This is a genomic window from Vibrio sp. CDRSL-10 TSBA (assembly GCA_039696685.1).
Lineage (GTDB): Bacteria > Pseudomonadota > Gammaproteobacteria > Enterobacterales > Vibrionaceae > Vibrio.
In genome coordinates, this window is the sequence record CP155565.1 from 373,215 (window position 1) to 390,887 (window position 17,673).

General features: G+C 49.5%; 11 protein-coding genes and 6 pseudogenes. 11 read left to right on the plus strand and 6 right to left on the minus strand.

Going from position 1 to position 17,673, the window contains the following annotated elements; genetic code table 11:
* Window positions 1-136 precede the first annotated feature (136 nt).
* Entirely contained in the window at window positions 137-1,054 is a 918-nt protein-coding gene (locus tag ABDK09_01810; protein XAW88154.1) for a LysR family transcriptional regulator, read from the minus strand.
* Between the two features lie 97 nt (window positions 1,055-1,151).
* Between ABDK09_01810 and yjjG the strand changes: the two genes are divergently transcribed.
* A complete protein-coding gene (yjjG, locus tag ABDK09_01815) occupies window positions 1,152-1,826 on the plus strand; it encodes a pyrimidine 5'-nucleotidase (protein XAW88155.1) in 675 nt (224 codons plus the stop codon).
* Between the two features lie 84 nt (window positions 1,827-1,910).
* On the opposite strand, the gene rnk is transcribed toward yjjG, so the two are convergent.
* Window positions 1,911-2,318, minus strand: a complete 408-nt coding sequence (rnk, locus tag ABDK09_01820) for a nucleoside diphosphate kinase regulator (GenBank protein ID XAW88156.1) — start codon at window positions 2,316-2,318, stop codon at window positions 1,911-1,913.
* Window positions 2,319-2,921: 603 nt separating this feature from the next.
* Here rnk and ABDK09_01825 point away from each other — a divergent pair.
* The 3 genes and pseudogenes from ABDK09_01825 to ABDK09_01835 all read left to right on the plus strand — a co-directional run bounded on the left by ABDK09_01825 (window position 2,922) and on the right by ABDK09_01835 (window position 5,571).
* Window positions 2,922-3,515, plus strand: a complete 594-nt coding sequence (locus ABDK09_01825) for a cold shock and DUF1294 domain-containing protein (protein XAW88157.1) — start codon at window positions 2,922-2,924, stop codon at window positions 3,513-3,515.
* 147 nt (window positions 3,516-3,662) lie between these two features.
* On the plus strand, window positions 3,663-4,376 hold the full coding sequence (locus tag ABDK09_01830; GenBank protein ID XAW88158.1) for a UTRA domain-containing protein: 714 nt from the start codon (window positions 3,663-3,665) through the stop codon (window positions 4,374-4,376).
* Window positions 4,377-4,445: 69 nt separating this feature from the next.
* Window positions 4,446-5,571, plus strand: a pseudogene (locus tag ABDK09_01835) (M14-type cytosolic carboxypeptidase).
* Between the two features lie 106 nt (window positions 5,572-5,677).
* Here the strand turns inward: ABDK09_01835 and ABDK09_01840 are convergent.
* Window positions 5,678-6,472, minus strand: a complete 795-nt coding sequence (locus ABDK09_01840; protein ID XAW88159.1) for a siderophore-interacting protein — start codon at window positions 6,470-6,472, stop codon at window positions 5,678-5,680.
* Between the two features lie 339 nt (window positions 6,473-6,811).
* Here ABDK09_01840 and ABDK09_01845 point away from each other — a divergent pair, with 339 nt between their 5' ends.
* Window positions 6,812-7,744, plus strand: coding sequence for an exopolyphosphatase (locus ABDK09_01845; protein XAW88160.1), 933 nt, complete (start codon window positions 6,812-6,814; stop codon window positions 7,742-7,744).
* Between the two features lie 57 nt (window positions 7,745-7,801).
* Here the strand turns inward: ABDK09_01845 and ABDK09_01850 are convergent.
* Window positions 7,802-9,182, minus strand: a pseudogene (locus ABDK09_01850) (IS4 family transposase).
* A gap of 158 nt (window positions 9,183-9,340) precedes the next feature.
* On the opposite strand from ABDK09_01850, the pseudogene ABDK09_01855 reads away from it, so the two are divergent.
* The 5 genes and pseudogenes from ABDK09_01855 to ABDK09_01875 all read left to right on the plus strand — a co-directional run bounded on the left by ABDK09_01855 (window position 9,341) and on the right by ABDK09_01875 (window position 15,831).
* Window positions 9,341-9,850 (plus strand): annotated as a pseudogene (locus ABDK09_01855) (NUDIX hydrolase).
* Window positions 9,851-10,296: 446 nt separating this feature from the next.
* A pseudogene (locus tag ABDK09_01860) lies at window positions 10,297-12,097 on the plus strand (extracellular solute-binding protein).
* 9 nt (window positions 12,098-12,106) lie between these two features.
* Window positions 12,107-13,195, plus strand: a complete 1,089-nt coding sequence (locus ABDK09_01865) for a microcin C ABC transporter permease YejB (protein ID XAW88161.1) — start codon at window positions 12,107-12,109, stop codon at window positions 13,193-13,195.
* On the plus strand, window positions 13,196-14,239 hold the full coding sequence (locus ABDK09_01870; GenBank protein XAW88162.1) for an ABC transporter permease: 1,044 nt from the start codon (window positions 13,196-13,198) through the stop codon (window positions 14,237-14,239). It begins immediately after the preceding gene.
* Window positions 14,239-15,831 (plus strand): ABC transporter ATP-binding protein, encoded by a 1,593-nt coding sequence (locus ABDK09_01875; GenBank protein XAW88163.1) that lies wholly within the window; start codon window positions 14,239-14,241, stop codon window positions 15,829-15,831. The genes ABDK09_01870 and ABDK09_01875 overlap by 1 nt, the downstream gene beginning before the upstream one ends.
* An 88-nt stretch (window positions 15,832-15,919) precedes the next feature.
* Here the strand turns inward: ABDK09_01875 and ABDK09_01880 are convergent, their stop codons facing one another.
* A complete protein-coding gene (locus ABDK09_01880) occupies window positions 15,920-16,336 on the minus strand; it encodes a DUF296 domain-containing protein (GenBank protein ID XAW88164.1) in 417 nt (138 codons plus the stop codon).
* Window positions 16,333-16,918: pseudogene (locus ABDK09_01885) on the minus strand (TetR/AcrR family transcriptional regulator). The gene ABDK09_01880 and the pseudogene ABDK09_01885 overlap by 4 nt, the downstream one beginning before the upstream one ends.
* 126 nt (window positions 16,919-17,044) lie before the next feature.
* Here ABDK09_01885 and ABDK09_01890 point away from each other — a divergent pair.
* Window positions 17,045-17,657 (plus strand): annotated as a pseudogene (locus ABDK09_01890) (glutathione S-transferase).
* The last annotated feature ends 16 nt before the right edge of the window (window positions 17,658-17,673 follow it).

Consider the following 17,673-nt stretch of genomic DNA (forward strand, 5'->3'; position numbering starts at 1 on the left):
TCTTCGATGTGAAGCGTGCTGAAACCGTGACCGCTACGGCGCTAGTTGTTGTCATATATGAAGCTACTTGTTGTTTTATAAGACGCTAATGGCTTTTTATCAACGATAGATATCGTATCAGAGACTCGTTGTCGTCTCAGAAAATACCCTGATCCCAGTAAGGGACATCAGCACCGAGTTTATCACTGACGAAATCCATGAAAGCGCGTACCTTGAGCGGCAGGTGTTTACGCTCAGGAAAAACCGCGTAGATGGCATGTTCAGGCAAGCTGAATTCTTGCATCACAGGCTTCAGGCGACCGGCGATAATATCTTTGCTGACCAGAAAAGTCGGCAATTGTCCGATGCCTAAACCGTCAAGCAGGGCGCGGCGTATGGCTTCACTGTTATTGACGGTCAGGTTACCCTTGGGGATGACTTTAAAATCCGCACCGTTCTGGCTGAACGTCCACTCACTGCCACCGCGGAAATAGGAGTACACCAGGCAATTATGATGGATGAGATCCTGAGGTTTTTGTGGCGGCTGATGGCGCTGCAGATAATCCGGTGAGCTGCACAGTATGCTGCGACAACGCACCAGTCGTTTAGCGATTAAATTTGAGGTGGGCAGGTGGCCAATACGAATCGCAAGGTCAAAGCCGCCCTGAATAAGATCGACCATCTGATCTTCCAGCTGTAAATCGACTTCCACATAAGGGTAGCGCTCAAGAAATTCACTGATAATCGGGGCGATGTGCAGAACACCAAACGACATCGGCGCAGTAATTTTTAACTTGCCGCGCGGCTCGCCCTGCAGTTCACTGACTGCATCACTGCCCTGGCGGGCGTGTGTCATCGCCTGAGATACGTGATAATAATAACGTTCGCCCGCCTCGGTCAGGCTGAGCTTACGTGTGGTGCGGTTGAGCAGGCGCAGCCCCAGTTCATCTTCAAGTTGGGTGATGCGTTTGCTGACGGCAGACTTAGTGATGCCCAGCCTGTCTGCGGCCAGCGAAAAGTTACCGCATTCAATCACAGCCACGAAGACCGGGATTGCAGAAAAGGTATTATCCATAATTGTTGAGATATTCTTAACAAAAAGTTTCCTTCCTACTAGATTAACATCTCATGGAAAACAATCTAGACTGTTCGCGCGATTTGAGGAGATGAAAATGAAATACGATTGGATCTTATTCGACGCTGACGACACCCTGTTTCATTTCGATGCTTTTAAAGGGATGCAGCTGATGTTCTCGCGTAAAGGATTAGACTTTAGCGAGCAGGACTACCAGCATTATCAGCAAGTGAATAAGCCACTGTGGGTGGATTATCAAAATGGTGTGATCACCGCAGCTGAGCTGAAACACATTCGCTTTCAATCCTGGGCGGAAAAAATTGGCACCACAACGGCCGAGCTCAACAGCGCTTTTCTTGAGGCGATGGCAGACATCTGTACTTTGTTACCCGGGGCTCGCGAGTTGATGCAGGCACTGCAGGGCAAAGCAAAACTCGGCATCATTACCAATGGCTTTACTGAGCTGCAGGATGTGCGTCTGACCAGAACGGGCATGAAGGATTTCTTCGAGCATGTGGTGATTTCGGAGCAGGTCGGTGTGGCGAAACCGGATGCGGGGATTTTTAATCACGCTTTAACCGTCATGGGGCATCCGGATAAAACACGGGTACTTATGGTCGGGGATAATCCCCACTCAGATATTTTGGGTGGTCTGAATGCCGGTCTGGAAACTTGTTGGCTCAATATCCATCAAGCTGAAAAACCACACGGCATTGATGCGCATTACGAAGTGAGTTCGTTAGCTGAGCTGCAAAGCATTTTGCTGGCCTGATACGCTCTTCTGGTGCAAAGGAGTGTTCATTTAGAACGGCTTTTGCACCAGAATTCAGGTATCACAGATACCTGAATTTAGACATCACAGATCATAGCGACCTTCACGTTCCGGTTGATAGGTCACTTCAATAATCTCAATCACTTTCTCACTGCCACCAGGCATAGGCCAGCTTAGTGTCTGTCCGGCCGATAACCCCAGCAAAGCACTGCCTACCGGTGCAAAGATGGAAATATCATCATTGCTTTTTACTTCATGGGGATAAACCAGATGTTTCTCCATGATCTCGTCTTTCCCCTGGAATTTAAAGCGCACGGTTGAATTCATACTGACCACACCATGCGGGATTTCCTGAGGTTCTTTGATCGTTGCCCGATCCAGTTCATCTTCCAGTCTTAACAGTTCCGGTGACAGTTTGGGCATTTTGTCCATCAGTGAGCTGATGCGGTCCATGTCCAGTGTGGAAACGACGATTGAATGAGTGTGTAACATTTATTTTCTCCACAAACAAACACCGCCCTGAACAGTCAGGGCGGTATACAGGCCGAATTCATTTCGACTGAATCAAGTTAGTGGCTACGTAACAAAAACGCAATCAAAGTGCTCACAATTTCATACTTATAAATTGTGTGTATTTGTAAGTTATGTCGGGCTGGTCACGCGAAACGTATCGATGATGCGTAGCGTCCGGCTGTTTATGAGAGGGAACGGCAGCCAAAAAGTGCTAATGAATGATTTCGCCTTTTCAGTTGTTCAACACTACGCTTTACCGGATGCCTTTTAACCTAGGTGGTGCTTGATATGCGAAGCTGCCGCACGAACGTATCGGATCCTGTTATTTGCACGCATTGGGTTATTTGAGTAGGGCACGACTATTTGCATAGCAAAAGAATAATAAAACAACGTCACTGTATCAAAACGTCTTAATTTAAAAGAACGTTATAACTTATATGAGCGTACTAAGTATATGAAATTACTAATTATATTAACTTGCTCAGTACGCACGAATCAGGCTAGGTACTGGCTCTGCTCAAAAGGATAGCTCTGCTGAGAAAGCTTTGTTATCAAAAGATAGTGGAACAGGCAGGAAAAATCATGGCGATATCAGGAAAAATTTCAGAATGGAATGATGCCAAGGGCTTTGGGTACATTACCGTCGACAAGTTTCAAGGCAAAATATTTTTCCATCTGTCTGATGTACAAGGATATTCACAGCGGCCCAAAGTGAATGAGGCAGTCAGCTTCACTCTGACCAAAGAGCGGGACGGTTCGTTTCATGCCATAAATATTGAGCGACCGATGGCGCATGGATTGTTGTTTGCGCTGGCTGTGTGGTTTATCACTGTATTATTTGCCAGCGTGTATCTGGTTAACTATCCTGCCATCGTTGTGCTGTTTTACATCCTGATCAGCGCCATCACTTACGCTGTGTACGCCTTTGACAAAAGTGCGATGCTCAATAATGAGTGGCGGGTTTCGGAATGGTTACTGCATGCCTTGTCTTTGCTCGGCGGGTGGCCCGGTGCCCTCATTGCTCAGTCACTACTTAGATTTAAGATGACAGAACAGCCGTTCCGATTGATATTTTGGTTAACACTGTTGCTGAATTTTTCCGTGTTTCTTTTCACCCTGAGTGCACCTGGCGCTAAATGGATGTCACAGCTGATATACAATCTGCAACTGTTCTGATTTTCTTGTCGGTGCTGTCTGTTTGAATCTCAATCTCTTTGAATCTTAATCTGTTTGAATGTGAGTGATACGCGGGTGCAAAGCGGGTGAGTTGTGGGTACTATCTGGATATCATTTCCGCCCCAACGCCGGATGCTAAGGACAAGAGTGCAATACGTTAGAATCAAAGAGGCTATCGCAGAACAGATTGACGCCGGGAGTTTATTGCCAAGGCAGAAACTTCCTCCCGAACGCCAGTTGGCCGAATCCTTCAATACCACCCGCGTAACCTTGCGCGAGGCACTTTCCTTACTTGAAGCTGACGGCCAAATCTACCGTGAAGATCGCCGCGGCTGGTTTATCTCTCCGCCTCCGCTGCGATACAACCCGTCGCAGGACGTTGATTTCATCGCGGCTGCGCGAGCGCAAAATCGTCAGCCCGATATGACCGTTGTTAACGCGAAAGCAATGTTAGCGGATAAGGTGGCGACACGTTTGCTGGCTCTGGCGCCTTTCGCTGATGTCTATCGTATTGATCGTCTTCTTCATCTGGAGCAGCGTCCGGTCGCGTATGTGACCAGCTACGCTCGTCCTCAACTGTGCCCCAATTTACTTAGTTACGATCTCGCTCAATCCATGAGCCTGGTTTTGCGCGAGCACTTTGCCCTTGAGTACCACTCAATCAGTTACCGCGTCACTACCAGTGCGTTGTTTGGTGATGTGGCGCTGGCATTACGCGCCACCGCCGGCACACCGGCCTTGGTTATTGAACGTAAGCATTATGATCACAATGGTGAATTGCTGAATGCAGAAACCGAGTTGTGGCGCCATGATGCGATTTGCCTTGAATCTGAGGCGATTCTGACTCCGGTCAGCGCGTAAACCGGCGCAGTGACGGTGAAATTGTGTTAGCCTGCTATTTCATACTCAGAAGAATAAGGTGAGTAAATCATGAAAATATTCAGTAACTTTGATAGTGGTAGCATTGACGTAGTCAAAGCAGACGACAGGCAGGATATTCAGCTGAAAATTCCGAATGACAATATGTCGGAATTTTATCAGTGGTTCCATTTTCGTCTTGAAAGCGAGGCGGAGCAGTCGCACACCATTAAGCTGCTGGATTTGGCAAAGTCCGCTTATCCGGAGGGATGGCAGGGTTACGATGTAGTGGCTTCCTATAATCGCGAAGAGTGGTTTCGTGTTCCGGCCGAATTTGATGGTAATACACTGACGTTCAGCTTAATTCCGGAGCGTTTCTTCGGTCTATTTTGCCTACTTTGCGCCTTACTCTTACGATCGTCATCTCGACTTGCTGCACATGGCACAAAGCGCCCATCACTGCCAGCTGGAAACCTTAGGCCAAACTTTAGACGGCCATGATATGAGCCTTTTAACCTTCGGTGAAGCGGAGCCGGAGAAAAAGGCAATTTGGCTGATCGCGCGCCAGCATCCGGGGGAAACCATGGCCGAGTGGTTTATGGAAGGCTTGATCAACCGTCTGCTGGATGAAAATGATACCGTTGCGCGTGCACTGCTGGAAAAAGCGGTGTTGTATGTGGTACCCAATATGAACCCGGATGGCGCAGTTCGTGGTCACCTGCGTACCAATGCGGTTGGCGTCAACCTCAACCGTGAATGGCAGTCACCTTCAATGGAGAAGAGCCCGGAAGTCTATCTGGTGCGTGAACGTATGCTGCAAACAGGTGTGGACATGTTCCTCGATATCCATGGTGATGAAGCCTTGCCTTATAACTTTGTCGCCGGCTCGGAGGGGATTCCTTCCTACAGCCCGGAACTGGCAGCCAAGGAAGCGGCATTTAAGCAGGCTTTATTGACCATTACGCCTGAGTTTCAGGACGAAGTCGGTTACGACAAAGACGAACCAGGCAAAGCGAATCTGACCGTCGGCTCCAACTGGGTGGCTGAGCAGTTTGGTTGTCTGTCTTACACCATCGAAATGCCATTTAAGGATAACAGTAATCATCCGGATCCACTGTATGGCTGGTCACCGGAGCGCAGTATTCTGTTTGGACAGGATGTACTGGCGGCGACACTGGCGGTGACAGACAAAATCTGACCCCTTGATTGCGACGATACGTTCGCCAGATAAACTAAAGCCAGCGGTGACACGCTGGCTTTTTTGACTTCAGATATCGGCGTTATTTATGTAGGTCGCAGCCTTATCAGCTGGCCGCTTCTGCGTCCGCGTCCGTGCGCTTAAGAACCTTGTGACCATCTTCGCTGACGCCGTTTTTCCAGTAGCTGCTGATGTAGATGTGCTCGCGGTCGATCTCTTTCTCATTACGGAAATACTGACGCAATGTGCGCATCGATTCAAATTCACACGCACACCACACCGAACACTGGCCGGCCAACCAGGTCTGTGCCTGTACTGCATCGGCAAGAGTTTCTCCCTGGTCGCTGCATGCCCAGATAAACTCGATGCCGGCCGGTGCCTGCAGCTCTGGTTTATCTGCGATGGAAGCCAGTTCAACCACTGCATAACCACGAGCATCAGAATTGAGCTGTGACAAAGTTACAGACAGCGCAGGGATAGCGGTCATGTCTGCGGCAAGAAATACCCAATCTGCGTCCTGGTTCAGAGACTGACTTTTACCCGGTCCTGCAATCGAGATGGTATCGCCGACTTGCACGCTTTCCGCCCAGCGGGCAGCAAAGCCACAAGACAGGTCGGTGGTAATGTGACGAACAAAATCGACCACAATCTGGTTGCTGGCCGGATCAAATTCTCGAATGGTGTAAGTGCGCATCAATGGACGCTCTTCTTCACCCAGGCTACCGATATCAGTCCCGCCCTGAGGCGTAAATAATAACTTAATGTATCCGCCTTCGCTCTCTTTACCGAAATGGGCAATCTCATCGCCCTGCAGCGTAATACGCTGGAAATTTGGCGAAATTTGTTGGGTCTCAGTAACAGTCAGCACGAAATTGCGACGGGATTTTTGTTTGTTTTGCATAGTAACCTGATGTCTGGCAGCCGATAAGTGTGCTCACCTTAACGCTAATTTTGTCATTCGGCAATGATAATTGTTGTCATTTACTAAAATTTACGAACCACACCAAATGAACCATTTTAAATGGACTGCTGTACGGTGTAATAAAAGGCGTGATCATACTGACAGTTTGTGGCTGTGATGCATCGAAAACAGCAGCTTAGATTTGTCAAACCCCTGATGAGGTCTAGAATTATTTCATAGGGTACTTTGATCCTGGTGCCAAAATTTTTGCAAAATTTACAGTGGGTGCCTGAATTGTTCAGGCGGCAGTGGAGTGTCCGAAAGCGGGGGGATTATCCCATGACAGAACAACAGTATCGATTGGTGACTCGCAGCGATTTTGATGGCCTGGTGTGCGCTGTACTACTCAAAAAACTCGACTTGATTAACGACATCAAGTTTGTCCATCCCAAAGACATGCAAGACGGAAAAATCGACATTACCGACCACGATATTGTCACCAATTTGCCTTACGTCGGGGATGCTTATCTGGTTTTCGACCACCATCATTCTGAGACGGTGCGTAATGCCGCCAATCATTTTAATCATATTATTGATCCCAAGGCGCCGTCTGCCGCGCGTGTGGTATGGGAATATTACGGTGGGCTGGATGTTTTCCCCGAGCAGTGGCTGGAAATGATGACCGCAGTGGACAAAGGTGATTCAGCTCAATTCTCGCGTGATGAAGTGCTCGACTCAACCGGCTGGAATCTGCTGAACTTCTTGATGGATGCGCGAACCGGATTAGGGCGCTTCCGTGATTTTCGCATTTCCAATTACAGTCTGATGATGGACCTGATTGATTACTGCAGTGACCACAGTATTGAGGAGATACTGGCACTACCGGATGTGCGCGAGCGTATCGCTTTGTATCGTGAGCATGAAAATATGTTTAAGGACCAGCTGCAACGCTGTGCGGCAGTTTATGGCAATGTGGTGGTCTTGGATTTAACCACGGAAGAGGTGATCTACGCCGGTAACCGATTCATCGTTTATGCGTTATTTCCGCAGTGTAATGTCTCCATCCATAAAATGTGGGGCGTACAAAAGCAGAACATCGTATTTGCGACCGGCAAATCCATTTTTGATCGCAGTCTGCGTACCAACATTGGTGAGCTGATGTTACGTTATGGCGGTGGCGGGCATACGGCGGCCGGCACCTGTCAAATTCCAATCGAACGAGCCTCAGAGGTGGAACAGGCGCTGATTGAGCATCTGACGCGCACGGTTTAAACAGACAGAACAGTACACTGGCGAAATCCCTGCTTTGACCTGTCTCTTGATCACATCTCATAGGTCAAGAGACTTGGCTAACAGATAACCTTCAAGGATGGTTTGTAATAAGAACCATCCTTCCCATAACCGCTCCCAACCCACACGACCATTACGTTTCGAGTCATACCATCCCGCGAGCTTGCCGAGATTGATGTATGCCCAGTACACACTTGGTGCTCTTTTAGGGGGGCGCGTCTTTTCCTGTTTTGACCAAAGTAGCTTCCAAGCAACCGGACTCAAGAGCGTTTCACAACTCTGTTTTTCCGCTTCTTTTTTGTTCAGACCAAGATAACGCAGTTGATGAACACGAACGGCTATGAACGCTAGGATGACGACCATCTTTTCTAAATTCTCTTTATTTTGCATACGGAGCTCCTCAACCTGTGTTTCCTCCGCTTTTCCAGGCTTTGTGGAACTCCTCAATCAACCAGCGTTTTTCATAGTAATCCAAGATACGCTTAGCATCCTCTTTACTCAACACTGGCTCTGACGTGAGAATATGCCAGCAAAGGGCCTGCTCGTGATTCGTTTCCTGACAGCCCACATAGTACAATGAGACGGGTTCACCTCGTTTGTTTGCTGGCATTTTGATGGTGATTGGGGCATATCGAACTTCGCAGATAGCCTCTCGAGCTTTACGTCCTCCTCGTTGCTTAACCTGAACTTTTCTTTCATCTGCGGGCTGTAAGGCATCACTAAATGAGTACAGCTTGTCTGTACTCTCTTCGATGCACCGGCTTTGCATCGATCGGACGACAAAGCGTTGTCGGTTGGTCATTTTATAGGTCAGGTATTCAATGATGTCGGCTTCTCTGTCACAGACGGAGATAACCTTGTCTATCACTGAGCCGAGACGTTTTTCCATGGCTCTCGACGCACGTTCCCATTTAAAGCTTTCCTTCTCTTCATAGGCTCGGTTACCTCGCTGAGCTTTCTTTCCATATAAGCTCATGTCCCTTATCCAGCGCTCCTGCTCAATCAACCCCACAACCTGCTTCTCCTCGGGAGCAAACAGCAACACGGAGTGAGCATGCATGCCTTTGGCGCTTTTCCTAGAGGTGGTATATCCCATTTCATCCCTGACGGTTCGATGGGTAAAGTCCAGTGAGGTTGTATCTTCCAAAGCCAGTAGACAGTCATAAGATTGAGCCAGTTCGGCCGTTGCGGCAAAGCCTGCTTCTGCAATCGATTGAGAGTCAATAGCGTGATTGCGGGTAAAACGGTAAGCGGCTTCAATGTCAGAAGGAGATTTTAAAGATTGCACAATAGACTGCCCTACGTGATTAGCAAGAGATGCGGTGAGTTTAACTAAACGTTTGGTTCGTCTAAGATCTCCGAGATTAGCTTGTGAAAAAGTCTCAGTCGCCCATTGCTCTGCATCTGTTAAAAACACCATACTTTACCTCAACACTTTGTTTTTTGTTGAGATCATAAAAATCGACAAAAATTCAAAAAAAAATCCCTCAACTTTCATCGAGGGATTTGTGTAGGAAAGACAGGCTTTGACAGGGATTTTTGATATAAAGTGGGCGGCAAAACTGGTGAGGAATTTGAATGAGACATATACACACAGCCACCCATCCCGAACTCGGACCGTTAAGCGAGTATCGCATCATTCAGCGTCAGGCGGCGCGCGCGATTGTGGTGGATGGTGAAGATATTCTGATGCTATATACCGCGCGCTATCACGATTACACCCTGCCGGGCGGCGGGGTCGATGCGCATGAGGATATTCTGCAGGGGATGGTGCGAGAGCTGGAAGAAGAAACCGGTGCGAAAAATATTCATCATATTCAACCCTATGGCATCTATGAGGAGTTTCGTCCCTGGTATCGTGACGACGCCGAAGTAATGCATATGATCTCACACTGTTTTACCTGCAAAATTGACCGGGAACTGGGCGAAACCCGCTTTGAGGATTACGAAGTGAAAAACGGTATGAAGCCGGTGTGGATTAACATTTATGATGCGATACGTCACAATGAAAAGACGATGGCCGAGAGCGATAAAAAGGGCATGAGTGTGGAGCGGGAGACTTTCCTGTTACGCCTGATCGCCAGAGAAACTGCTGTAAAGCTTGGTCTGTGTAGCCTGTGTAGCGTTTTCAAATCGGTTAGTTCGGTGCATCCATATCCCATATCACAGGTAGCTGAATTGTTTGAACTTTGCTGATACGGGTGCTGTCTATAACGTCAGTACCTGTAAGAAATTGATGTACAGCTGCCTGAATTTTATTGATTTGCGAAGGCGCACTGTTTTGTTGCCAGGGGCTTGGTCGCCTGTAGACGACCGGCTTGTCTGTCCGGGTGCATAGTTGGTTTGCCAAGGTGAACAGTTTTGCAGCCAGGCCCCGCAGCCAAGGATGGAATACTGCATCTCGGATCTAAAGGGTATATACTCATAACTAGCTGAATTATTGATAAGAAATGATCGCGTCCTCGGACTGACGCAATGTCGGCGCCAGACGCAAAATTAAGCAGAAGGATTTTTGAATGGGTAAAGTAAGACCAATGGCGTTAGGGATGATTTTAGCTCTGACCAGCCATTTCTCTCTCGCTGATGTGATCGAAAGTACCAGCCTGGTGGGTTTCGGCACAGCAAAGTATCCGCAAAACTTCGCTCACTTTGATTATGTTAATCCCGATGCGCCAAAATACGGCAAAGTGACTTATGGCCAGGTCGGCACCTACGATAACTTCAACCGCTACGCCTCGCGTGGCGTCGCTGCCGCAGCCAGTGGTGAGCTCTACGATCCGCTGATGTTTTCACCGGCTGACGAAATTGACTCCTACTATCCTTTGATTGCAGAGAAAGTGCGTTATTCCGACGATTACTCCTGGCTGGAGCTGGACATCAATCCCAAAGCGCGTTTTCAGGACGGCGTGCCGATCACCGCGCACGACGTGGAATTTACCTTTAATAAGTTTATGACTGAAGGCGTGCCTCAGTACCGGGTGTACTACAAAGAGATCAAGTCGGTTAAAGCGTTGAATGACAAAACTGTGCGGATTGAAATGGCACAGCCCAACCGGGAAAAACTGTTTAGTTTTGCCCAGACGACACGGGTACTGCCAGAGCATTTCTGGAAAGATAAAAATTTGTCAGAGCCGCTTAATCAGCCGCCGGTTGGCAGCAGCGCTTATAAAGTTGAAGAGTTCAAACCCGGTCAGAGTGTGACATATCAGCTGGACGACAATTACTGGGCGAAAGATTTGCCGGTCAATGTCGGTCGTAACAACTTCCAAGAGGTGCAGTACGATTATTACCGGGATGACACCGTCATGCTGGAAGCGTTCAAAGCTGGTGAGTTTGATTTGCGTCAGGAGAGTCAGGCCAAGTTCTGGGCGACCTCCTACACAGGCGTTAACTTTGATAATGGTTTCATTAAAAAAGAAGAAATTCCGCACGATGCACCGGCGGCAACACAAGGTTTTGTGTTTAACACCCAGCGTCCGGTGTTCAGTGACGTGCGCGTTCGCGAAGCGTTGAACTATGCGATGGACTTTGAGTGGATGAACAAAAACATGTTCTACAGTCAGTACACCCGCACGCGCAGTTACTTTCAGAATACCGAATACGAGGCGAAAGGGTTACCGGATGAAGCTGAACTGGCCGTGTTGAATCCGGTCAAAGACAAGATCCCGTCGCGGGTATTTAGCGAAGAATATCAACCGCCGGTTACCGATGGCAGCGGCCGTATTCGTCCGCAGATGCGTCAGGTGTTCAAACTGCTGAAAGAGGCAGGGTGGGAGTTGAAAGATAAGGTGATGACCAACGTTAAAACCGGTCAGCCAATGTCTTTCGAGCTGCTGATTTACAGTCCGACTGCAGAGCGCATAGCGATTCCGTTGCAAAAGAAACCTCAAGCTGATGGGTATCGATATGAAGATTCGCACCATTGATACCACTCAGTACATCAAGCGGCTGCGTGACAGAGACTTCGATATGGTCTCATCTTCCTATGCTGCCAATCCGTTCCCGAATCCGAACCTGATGATAGTGTGGAACTCGCATTACATCGATTCGACCTACAACACCGCAGGTGTTATGGATCCTGTGATTGACCAGCTGACGCTGGATATCGCCAAGAACCAGGAGCATCCGGAAAAGCTGAAATCATTGGGTAAAGCGCTCGATCGTATCCTGCAGTGGAACTTCTATATCATTCCGCAGTGGCACACCAGTATGTACCGGGTCGCGAGCTGGGATAAATTTGAGCGTCCGGCTGTGATGCCTAAGTACGATCTTGGTTTGGATACCTGGTGGATCTCCAAACAAAAGGCTGAAAAATTACCTGAGAAGCGTCGCTAAGAGGAAGTTATGGCTGCGTACATAATTCGCCGTTTGCTGTTGGTGATACCAACGCTGTGGGCCATCATTACCATTAACTTCTTCATCATCCAGATAGCGCCCGGCGGGCCGGTTGAGCAGGCGATTGCCAACCTGCAGGGTCATACCTCCGGTATTATGGAGCGCTTTTCCGGTGGGGGGCAGGAAGTCGACATGTCGAAAGTCGATAATGGTGACCCGACCGGCTACAAGGGCTCTCGTGGTCTGGATCCTGAGGTGGTGGAAGCAATTAAGCGTCAGTTTGGTTTTGATAAGCCACTGCACGAACGCTATTTCGACATGCTGAAAAACTACGTCACGTTTAACTTCGGCGAGAGCTTGTTTCGTGGCGGCAATGTGATTGATTTGATTGTTGATCGCCTGCCGGTGTCGATATCACTTGGCTTGTGGAGCACGTTGATCATCTATCTGATCTCGATTCCGCTTGGCATCATGAAGGCCATCCATCACGGCTCACGCTTTGATGTCTGGTCAAGTGCGGTGGTGATCGTCGGTTATGCGATACCGGGCTTTTTGTTTGCGATTATTTTGATCATTCTGTTTGCCAGCGGCAACTACTTCAGCTGGTTCCCGCTGCGGGGTCTGGTGTCGGATAATTTTGACCAGCTCAACTGGTATCAGCAGATCATCGATTACTTCTGGCATCTGGCTCTGCCGATTTGTGCCATGGTGATCAGTGGCTTTGCGACCCTCAGCATGCTGACCAAAAACTCATTCCTGGATGAGATCAACAAGCAGTATGTGGTCACCGCACGTGCTAAAGGGCTGGATGAAGGCAGTATTCTGTACAAGCACGTGTTTCGTAACGCGATGCTGATCATCATCGCCGGTTTCCCGAGTGCGTTTATCAGTATCTTTTTCACCGGCTCGATGCTGATTGAGGTGATGTTCTCGCTGGAGGGCATCGGCCTGTTGGGCTTTGAGTCCACAATTCAGCGCGATTATCCGGTGGTATTCAGTTCATTGTACATCATGACATTACTTGGTCTGATACTCGGCATTATTTCGGATTTGACCTACACCTGGGTCGATCCGCGCATTGATTTTGAGGCCCGCTAAATGGTGTTGAGAAGTAAAAAAGTGAATCCGCTCAACGCGGCGCGCTGGCAGCGGTTTAAATCCAACCGGCGCGGTTTCTATTCGTTGTGGCTATTTTCGTTGCTGTTTTTTGTCAGCTTGTTTGCTGAGGTTATTGCCAACGATAAGCCGCTGTTTATCTCTTACGATCATCAGTGGTTTTTTCCGATAGCCGAGCAATACGCCGAAACCCGCTTTGGCGGTGAATTCGAGACCGAAGCGGATTATACCGACCCATATGTGGTTGATCTGATTGAAGAGAAGGGGTTTATTGTCTGGCCGCTGATCCATTTCAGTTATGACACCATCAATTACGATATCGTCGGCTCCGTGCCGTCTGCGCCGGACAGTGTCAACTGGCTGGGTACCGACGATAAGGGGCGTGATGTCCTGGCACGGATCATCTATGGCTTTCGTATTTCAGTGCTGTTCGGGTTTGTTCTCACCATCATATCTTCGCTGATTGGCGTGGTGGTTGGTGCCACTCAGGGTTATTACGGCGGCTGGCTGGATTTGCTCGGCCAGCGCTTTATCGAAGTGTGGTCCGGCATGCCGACTCTGTTCCTGCTGATTATTCTGTCGAGTTTTGTCGAACCGAATTTTTGGTGGCTGCTCGGCATTATGGTGCTGTTCAGCTGGATGAGTCTGGTGGGCGTCGTGCGGGCAGAATTCTTACGCTGCCGCAATTTTGATTACGTGCGCGCGGCGCAGGCGATGGGGGTGAATGATACCCGCATCATTTTGCGTCACATGCTGCCGAACGCTATGGTTGCGTCATTAACCATGATGCCGTTTATTTTATCAGGCTCGGTCACCACTTTAACCTCTCTCGATTTTCTGGGTTTTGGTCTGCCGGTGGGGTCGCCATCGCTGGGTGAACTGCTGGCGCAAGGTAAAACCAATTTGCAGGCTCCGTGGTTGGGTATTTCGGCGTTTGTTGTGTTGTCGCTGATGCTGACTTTGCTGGTATTTGTCGGTGAAGCGGTGCGGGATGCGTTTGACCCCCATTTACAACGGAGAGGCTGATGAGCGAAGCATTACTCACAATAGAAAACTTGTCGGTCGGCTTTGGCCGCAGTGATGCGGTGCAGACGGTAACTCATCAGGTATCGCTGTCGATCAACAAAGGTGAAACTCTGGCGCTGGTGGGCGAAAGCGGATCGGGTAAATCGGTGACCGCGAATGCGATTTTGAAGCTGCTGCCCAAAGGTTCGGCTCATTACCTTGAAGGTCAGATTAACTTTGCCGGGGTGAATACGCTGCAATGTTCTGAGCGTCAGTTGCGCGGTATTCGCGGCGGCCGGATTGGTATGATTTTCCAGGAGCCGATGGTGTCACTCAATCCGCTGCACAAAATTGGTAAGCAGCTGGTGGAAACCCTGGCGATCCATCGCGGCATGCGGCAGAAAAAAGCGGAGAATCTCGCGGTCAGCTGGCTTGAAAAAGTCGGTATCCGGAATCCGGCCAGTAAGATCAACGCTTATCCGCATGAATTGTCCGGTGGTGAACGCCAGCGGGTGATGATCGCAATGGCACTGATTAATGAGCCGGAGCTGCTGATTGCCGACGAGCCGACCACGGCTCTGGATGTGTCAGTGCAGGCGCAAATTCTTGATCTGCTCAAATTGCTGCAACAAGAGCTCGGTATGGCGATGCTGTTCATCACTCATGATCTGAGCATTGTGCGCCGCATTGCCGATCGGGTAGCCGTGATGCAGGAAGGTAAACTGGTTGAGGTTAATCAGTGTAAGGCGCTGTTTGCGGCGCCGCAGCATCCTTATACCCAATTGCTGATCCAGTCCGATCCACGCGGTTTACCGGTACCGGTGGACAGAAACAGTCCGGTCCTGCTCAAAGCGCAGGATCTCAAAGTGTGGTTCCCCATCACAGGCGGCCTGCTTAAACGCACCGTAGACTACGTGAAAGCGGTGACAGACATGCAGTTTGAACTAAGAAAAGGCCATTCGATTGGTCTGGTCGGCGAAAGTGGTTCAGGCAAATCGACCACTGGTATGGCAATCCTGAAACTGGTGAATTCGCAGGGTGTGATTGAGTACGACGGCCACAACCTGCAAGGTTTGGATCGTAAAGGTATGTTGCCGTACCGCAGTAAAATGCAGGTGGTGTTCCAGGACCCGTTTTCGGCGCTCAATCCGCGCATGTCAGTGGCACAGGTGATTGGTGAAGGTCTGTATGTGCATACCGATTTCACTGATGAACAGATTGATGCGGCTATATGTGATGCGATGCGCGAAGTGGATCTCGATCCGCAAACCCGTCATCGTTATCCGAATGAGTTTTCCGGCGGTCAGCGCCAACGGATTGCGATTGCCCGGGCGCTGGTGTTGAAACCGGAATTTATTCTGCTCGATGAGCCGACATCGTCTCTGGATCGCACTGTGCAGGCTCAGGTGCTGGACCTGCTTAAATCGCTGCAGGAAAAATACGGCTTAACCTATCTGTTTATCAGCCATGATCTCAACGTGGTGAAATCATTGTGTCATTACACCATAGTGATGAAGCAGGGCGAAATTGTAGAGCAGGGTCCGACGCTGGATCTGTTTCAGAACCCCGGCCAGCCTTATACCCGTCAGCTGGTCAGCCTGTCGTCGTTTTAGTTTTGCTTGCAATGTTTGAGTGATAGGCAAAGACCCGGCAATGCCGGGTCTTTGTTTTAAATATGAATAGGTTTGAGCCGATTGGGTTTTAAGGCGATTCGGTTTGAGACGATTCACGGACGGTCAGCTCACTGTAGCCGGTATCGCTGTCAAACTGGCGCTCAAACTGCAGGGTCGGGTAGTGATGGATAATCAGTTCTGCCGTGGTGTTGACGATATTGCCATCCAGCAGGTGCCCGCCCCAGACTTTGCCCTCTGCATCAGCAACCGCAATATGCAGATGAAGGTGCGAGTGGGTCAGGGTGCCCATTAGCGAGACAATTTCAAACGGTGCTTCAATGCTTAGTGTGCTGTGACAGTCCGCAAGACGAATATTGAGTGTTGATAAGCATCCGGCGCAGGACGCGACAGATCCTGCCTGCAACTGGTTCTGCCTGACCAGTGCCAGGATTGATTGTTTCAGATCGGCGCCCCGGGTCAGACGGGTTGCGATGACATTGATCATCTTGCTTCTCCTTTAATCAACTGCAGCAGGGTGTCCAGTGCCTGCTCAAGGTCCTGATAACGCTTGGCTTTGCCCAGTACGCGCATGCCCTGCATCTGAGTCAGGATCAGGCTCGCCAGCGACGCAGGGGCAAGATTGACGGGCAGGGCACCGTTTCGCGGCCGCGTTGCTTAACGCTCGTGTCAGCAACTCGGTTAAGTGATCAAACAGTTGGTTACCTCGTTCCAGTACCCGCTCATCCTCTCCGGCATGTTCCACTAACGCATTCTGCATAAAACAGCCACAGCTGCGTTGGCGCTGGAGTTCAGCGAACTGGTGCAGAAAGTGTTCTATTTCCCCCAGCGATGCCTGCGGCTTTTGCAGCTCAGTCAGTGCCGGAAAAGAGACCGACTGCAGGTATTTATCCAACGCCTGATAATAGAGCTGCTGTTTGTCACCAAAGGTGTTGTACAGGCTGAAGCGGTTGATTTGCAGTGCATCGATCAGATCAGAAATCGCAGTATTGGCATAGCCTCGTTGCCAGAACAGTTCCATTGCCTGGGTCAGCTTCTGGTCGGGATCAAAATTACATTTTCTGGCCATGGTTATCTGCCTCATTGGTGCGCCTGAGGTTGTCAGGCTGGCTAAAATGATTCTTGACTGATCGTTTAGTTTACCGCTAAAGTCTATCCTAAACGATCGTTCAGTTAAAGATGGAAGGGATGTAAAATGAAGTTATACGAAACCGCCATGACGCCAAGCTGCCGCCGGGTCAGCATTTTTCTCAAAGAGCTGGGAGTCGATGTCGAGCGTGTTGCGCTTAATGTGCGCGAAGGCGATAACCTGACCGACACCTTCAAGCATAAGAGTGTTAACGGTAAGGTGCCGATGCTCGAGCTTGATGATGGTACGACCTTGTGTGAAAGTGTCGCGATCTGCCGTTATTTTGATGAAACGACAGCTAACGACAAAAATCTGTTTGGCCATGACGCGCTGAGCAAAGCGCAGGTTGAAATGTGGCACCGCGTGGTCGAGTTTCAGGGCCTGTATGCCGGATTCCAGGCATTTCGTAACCTGAGCGGGATCTATCAGGATCGTGAAACCTGTGTCGCTGCCTGGGGTGAAGAGAGCAAATCACGCGTGGTGGAATTTCTGCCCCAGCTGGATGCACGTCTGGCGCAAAGTGATTATGTTGCCGGTTCTGCGTTTACCATCGTTGATATCACCGCGTTTATCTTTGTGGGTTTTGCGCAAAAAGCACTGGAAATCGACGTGACCGGTCAGTTTCGCCAATATTGCCCGCTGGCAGCAAGTGATCGCTCAGCGTCCGTCATTTCAGTAAACGCGGGTCTGCTCTC

What these genes read in the sequence shown, in the direction of transcription:
- ABDK09_01810 (XAW88154.1), bottom strand. Translation starts at nt 1,054, where the DNA reads ATGGATAATACCTTTTCTGCAATCCCGGTCTTCGTGGCTGTGATTGAA.
- yjjG (XAW88155.1), top strand. Translation starts at nt 1,152, where the DNA reads ATGAAATACGATTGGATCTTATTCGACGCTGACGACACCCTGTTTCAT.
- rnk (XAW88156.1), bottom strand. Translation starts at nt 2,318, where the DNA reads ATGTTACACACTCATTCAATCGTCGTTTCCACACTGGACATGGACCGC.
- ABDK09_01825 (XAW88157.1), top strand. Translation starts at nt 2,922, where the DNA reads ATGGCGATATCAGGAAAAATTTCAGAATGGAATGATGCCAAGGGCTTT.
- ABDK09_01840 (XAW88159.1), bottom strand. Translation starts at nt 6,472, where the DNA reads ATGCAAAACAAACAAAAATCCCGTCGCAATTTCGTGCTGACTGTTACT.
- ABDK09_01845 (XAW88160.1), top strand. Translation starts at nt 6,812, where the DNA reads ATGACAGAACAACAGTATCGATTGGTGACTCGCAGCGATTTTGATGGC.
- ABDK09_01865 (XAW88161.1), top strand. Translation starts at nt 12,107, where the DNA reads ATGGCTGCGTACATAATTCGCCGTTTGCTGTTGGTGATACCAACGCTG.
- ABDK09_01870 (XAW88162.1), top strand. Translation starts at nt 13,196, where the DNA reads ATGGTGTTGAGAAGTAAAAAAGTGAATCCGCTCAACGCGGCGCGCTGG.
- ABDK09_01875 (XAW88163.1), top strand. Translation starts at nt 14,239, where the DNA reads ATGAGCGAAGCATTACTCACAATAGAAAACTTGTCGGTCGGCTTTGGC.
- ABDK09_01880 (XAW88164.1), bottom strand. Translation starts at nt 16,336, where the DNA reads ATGATCAATGTCATCGCAACCCGTCTGACCCGGGGCGCCGATCTGAAA.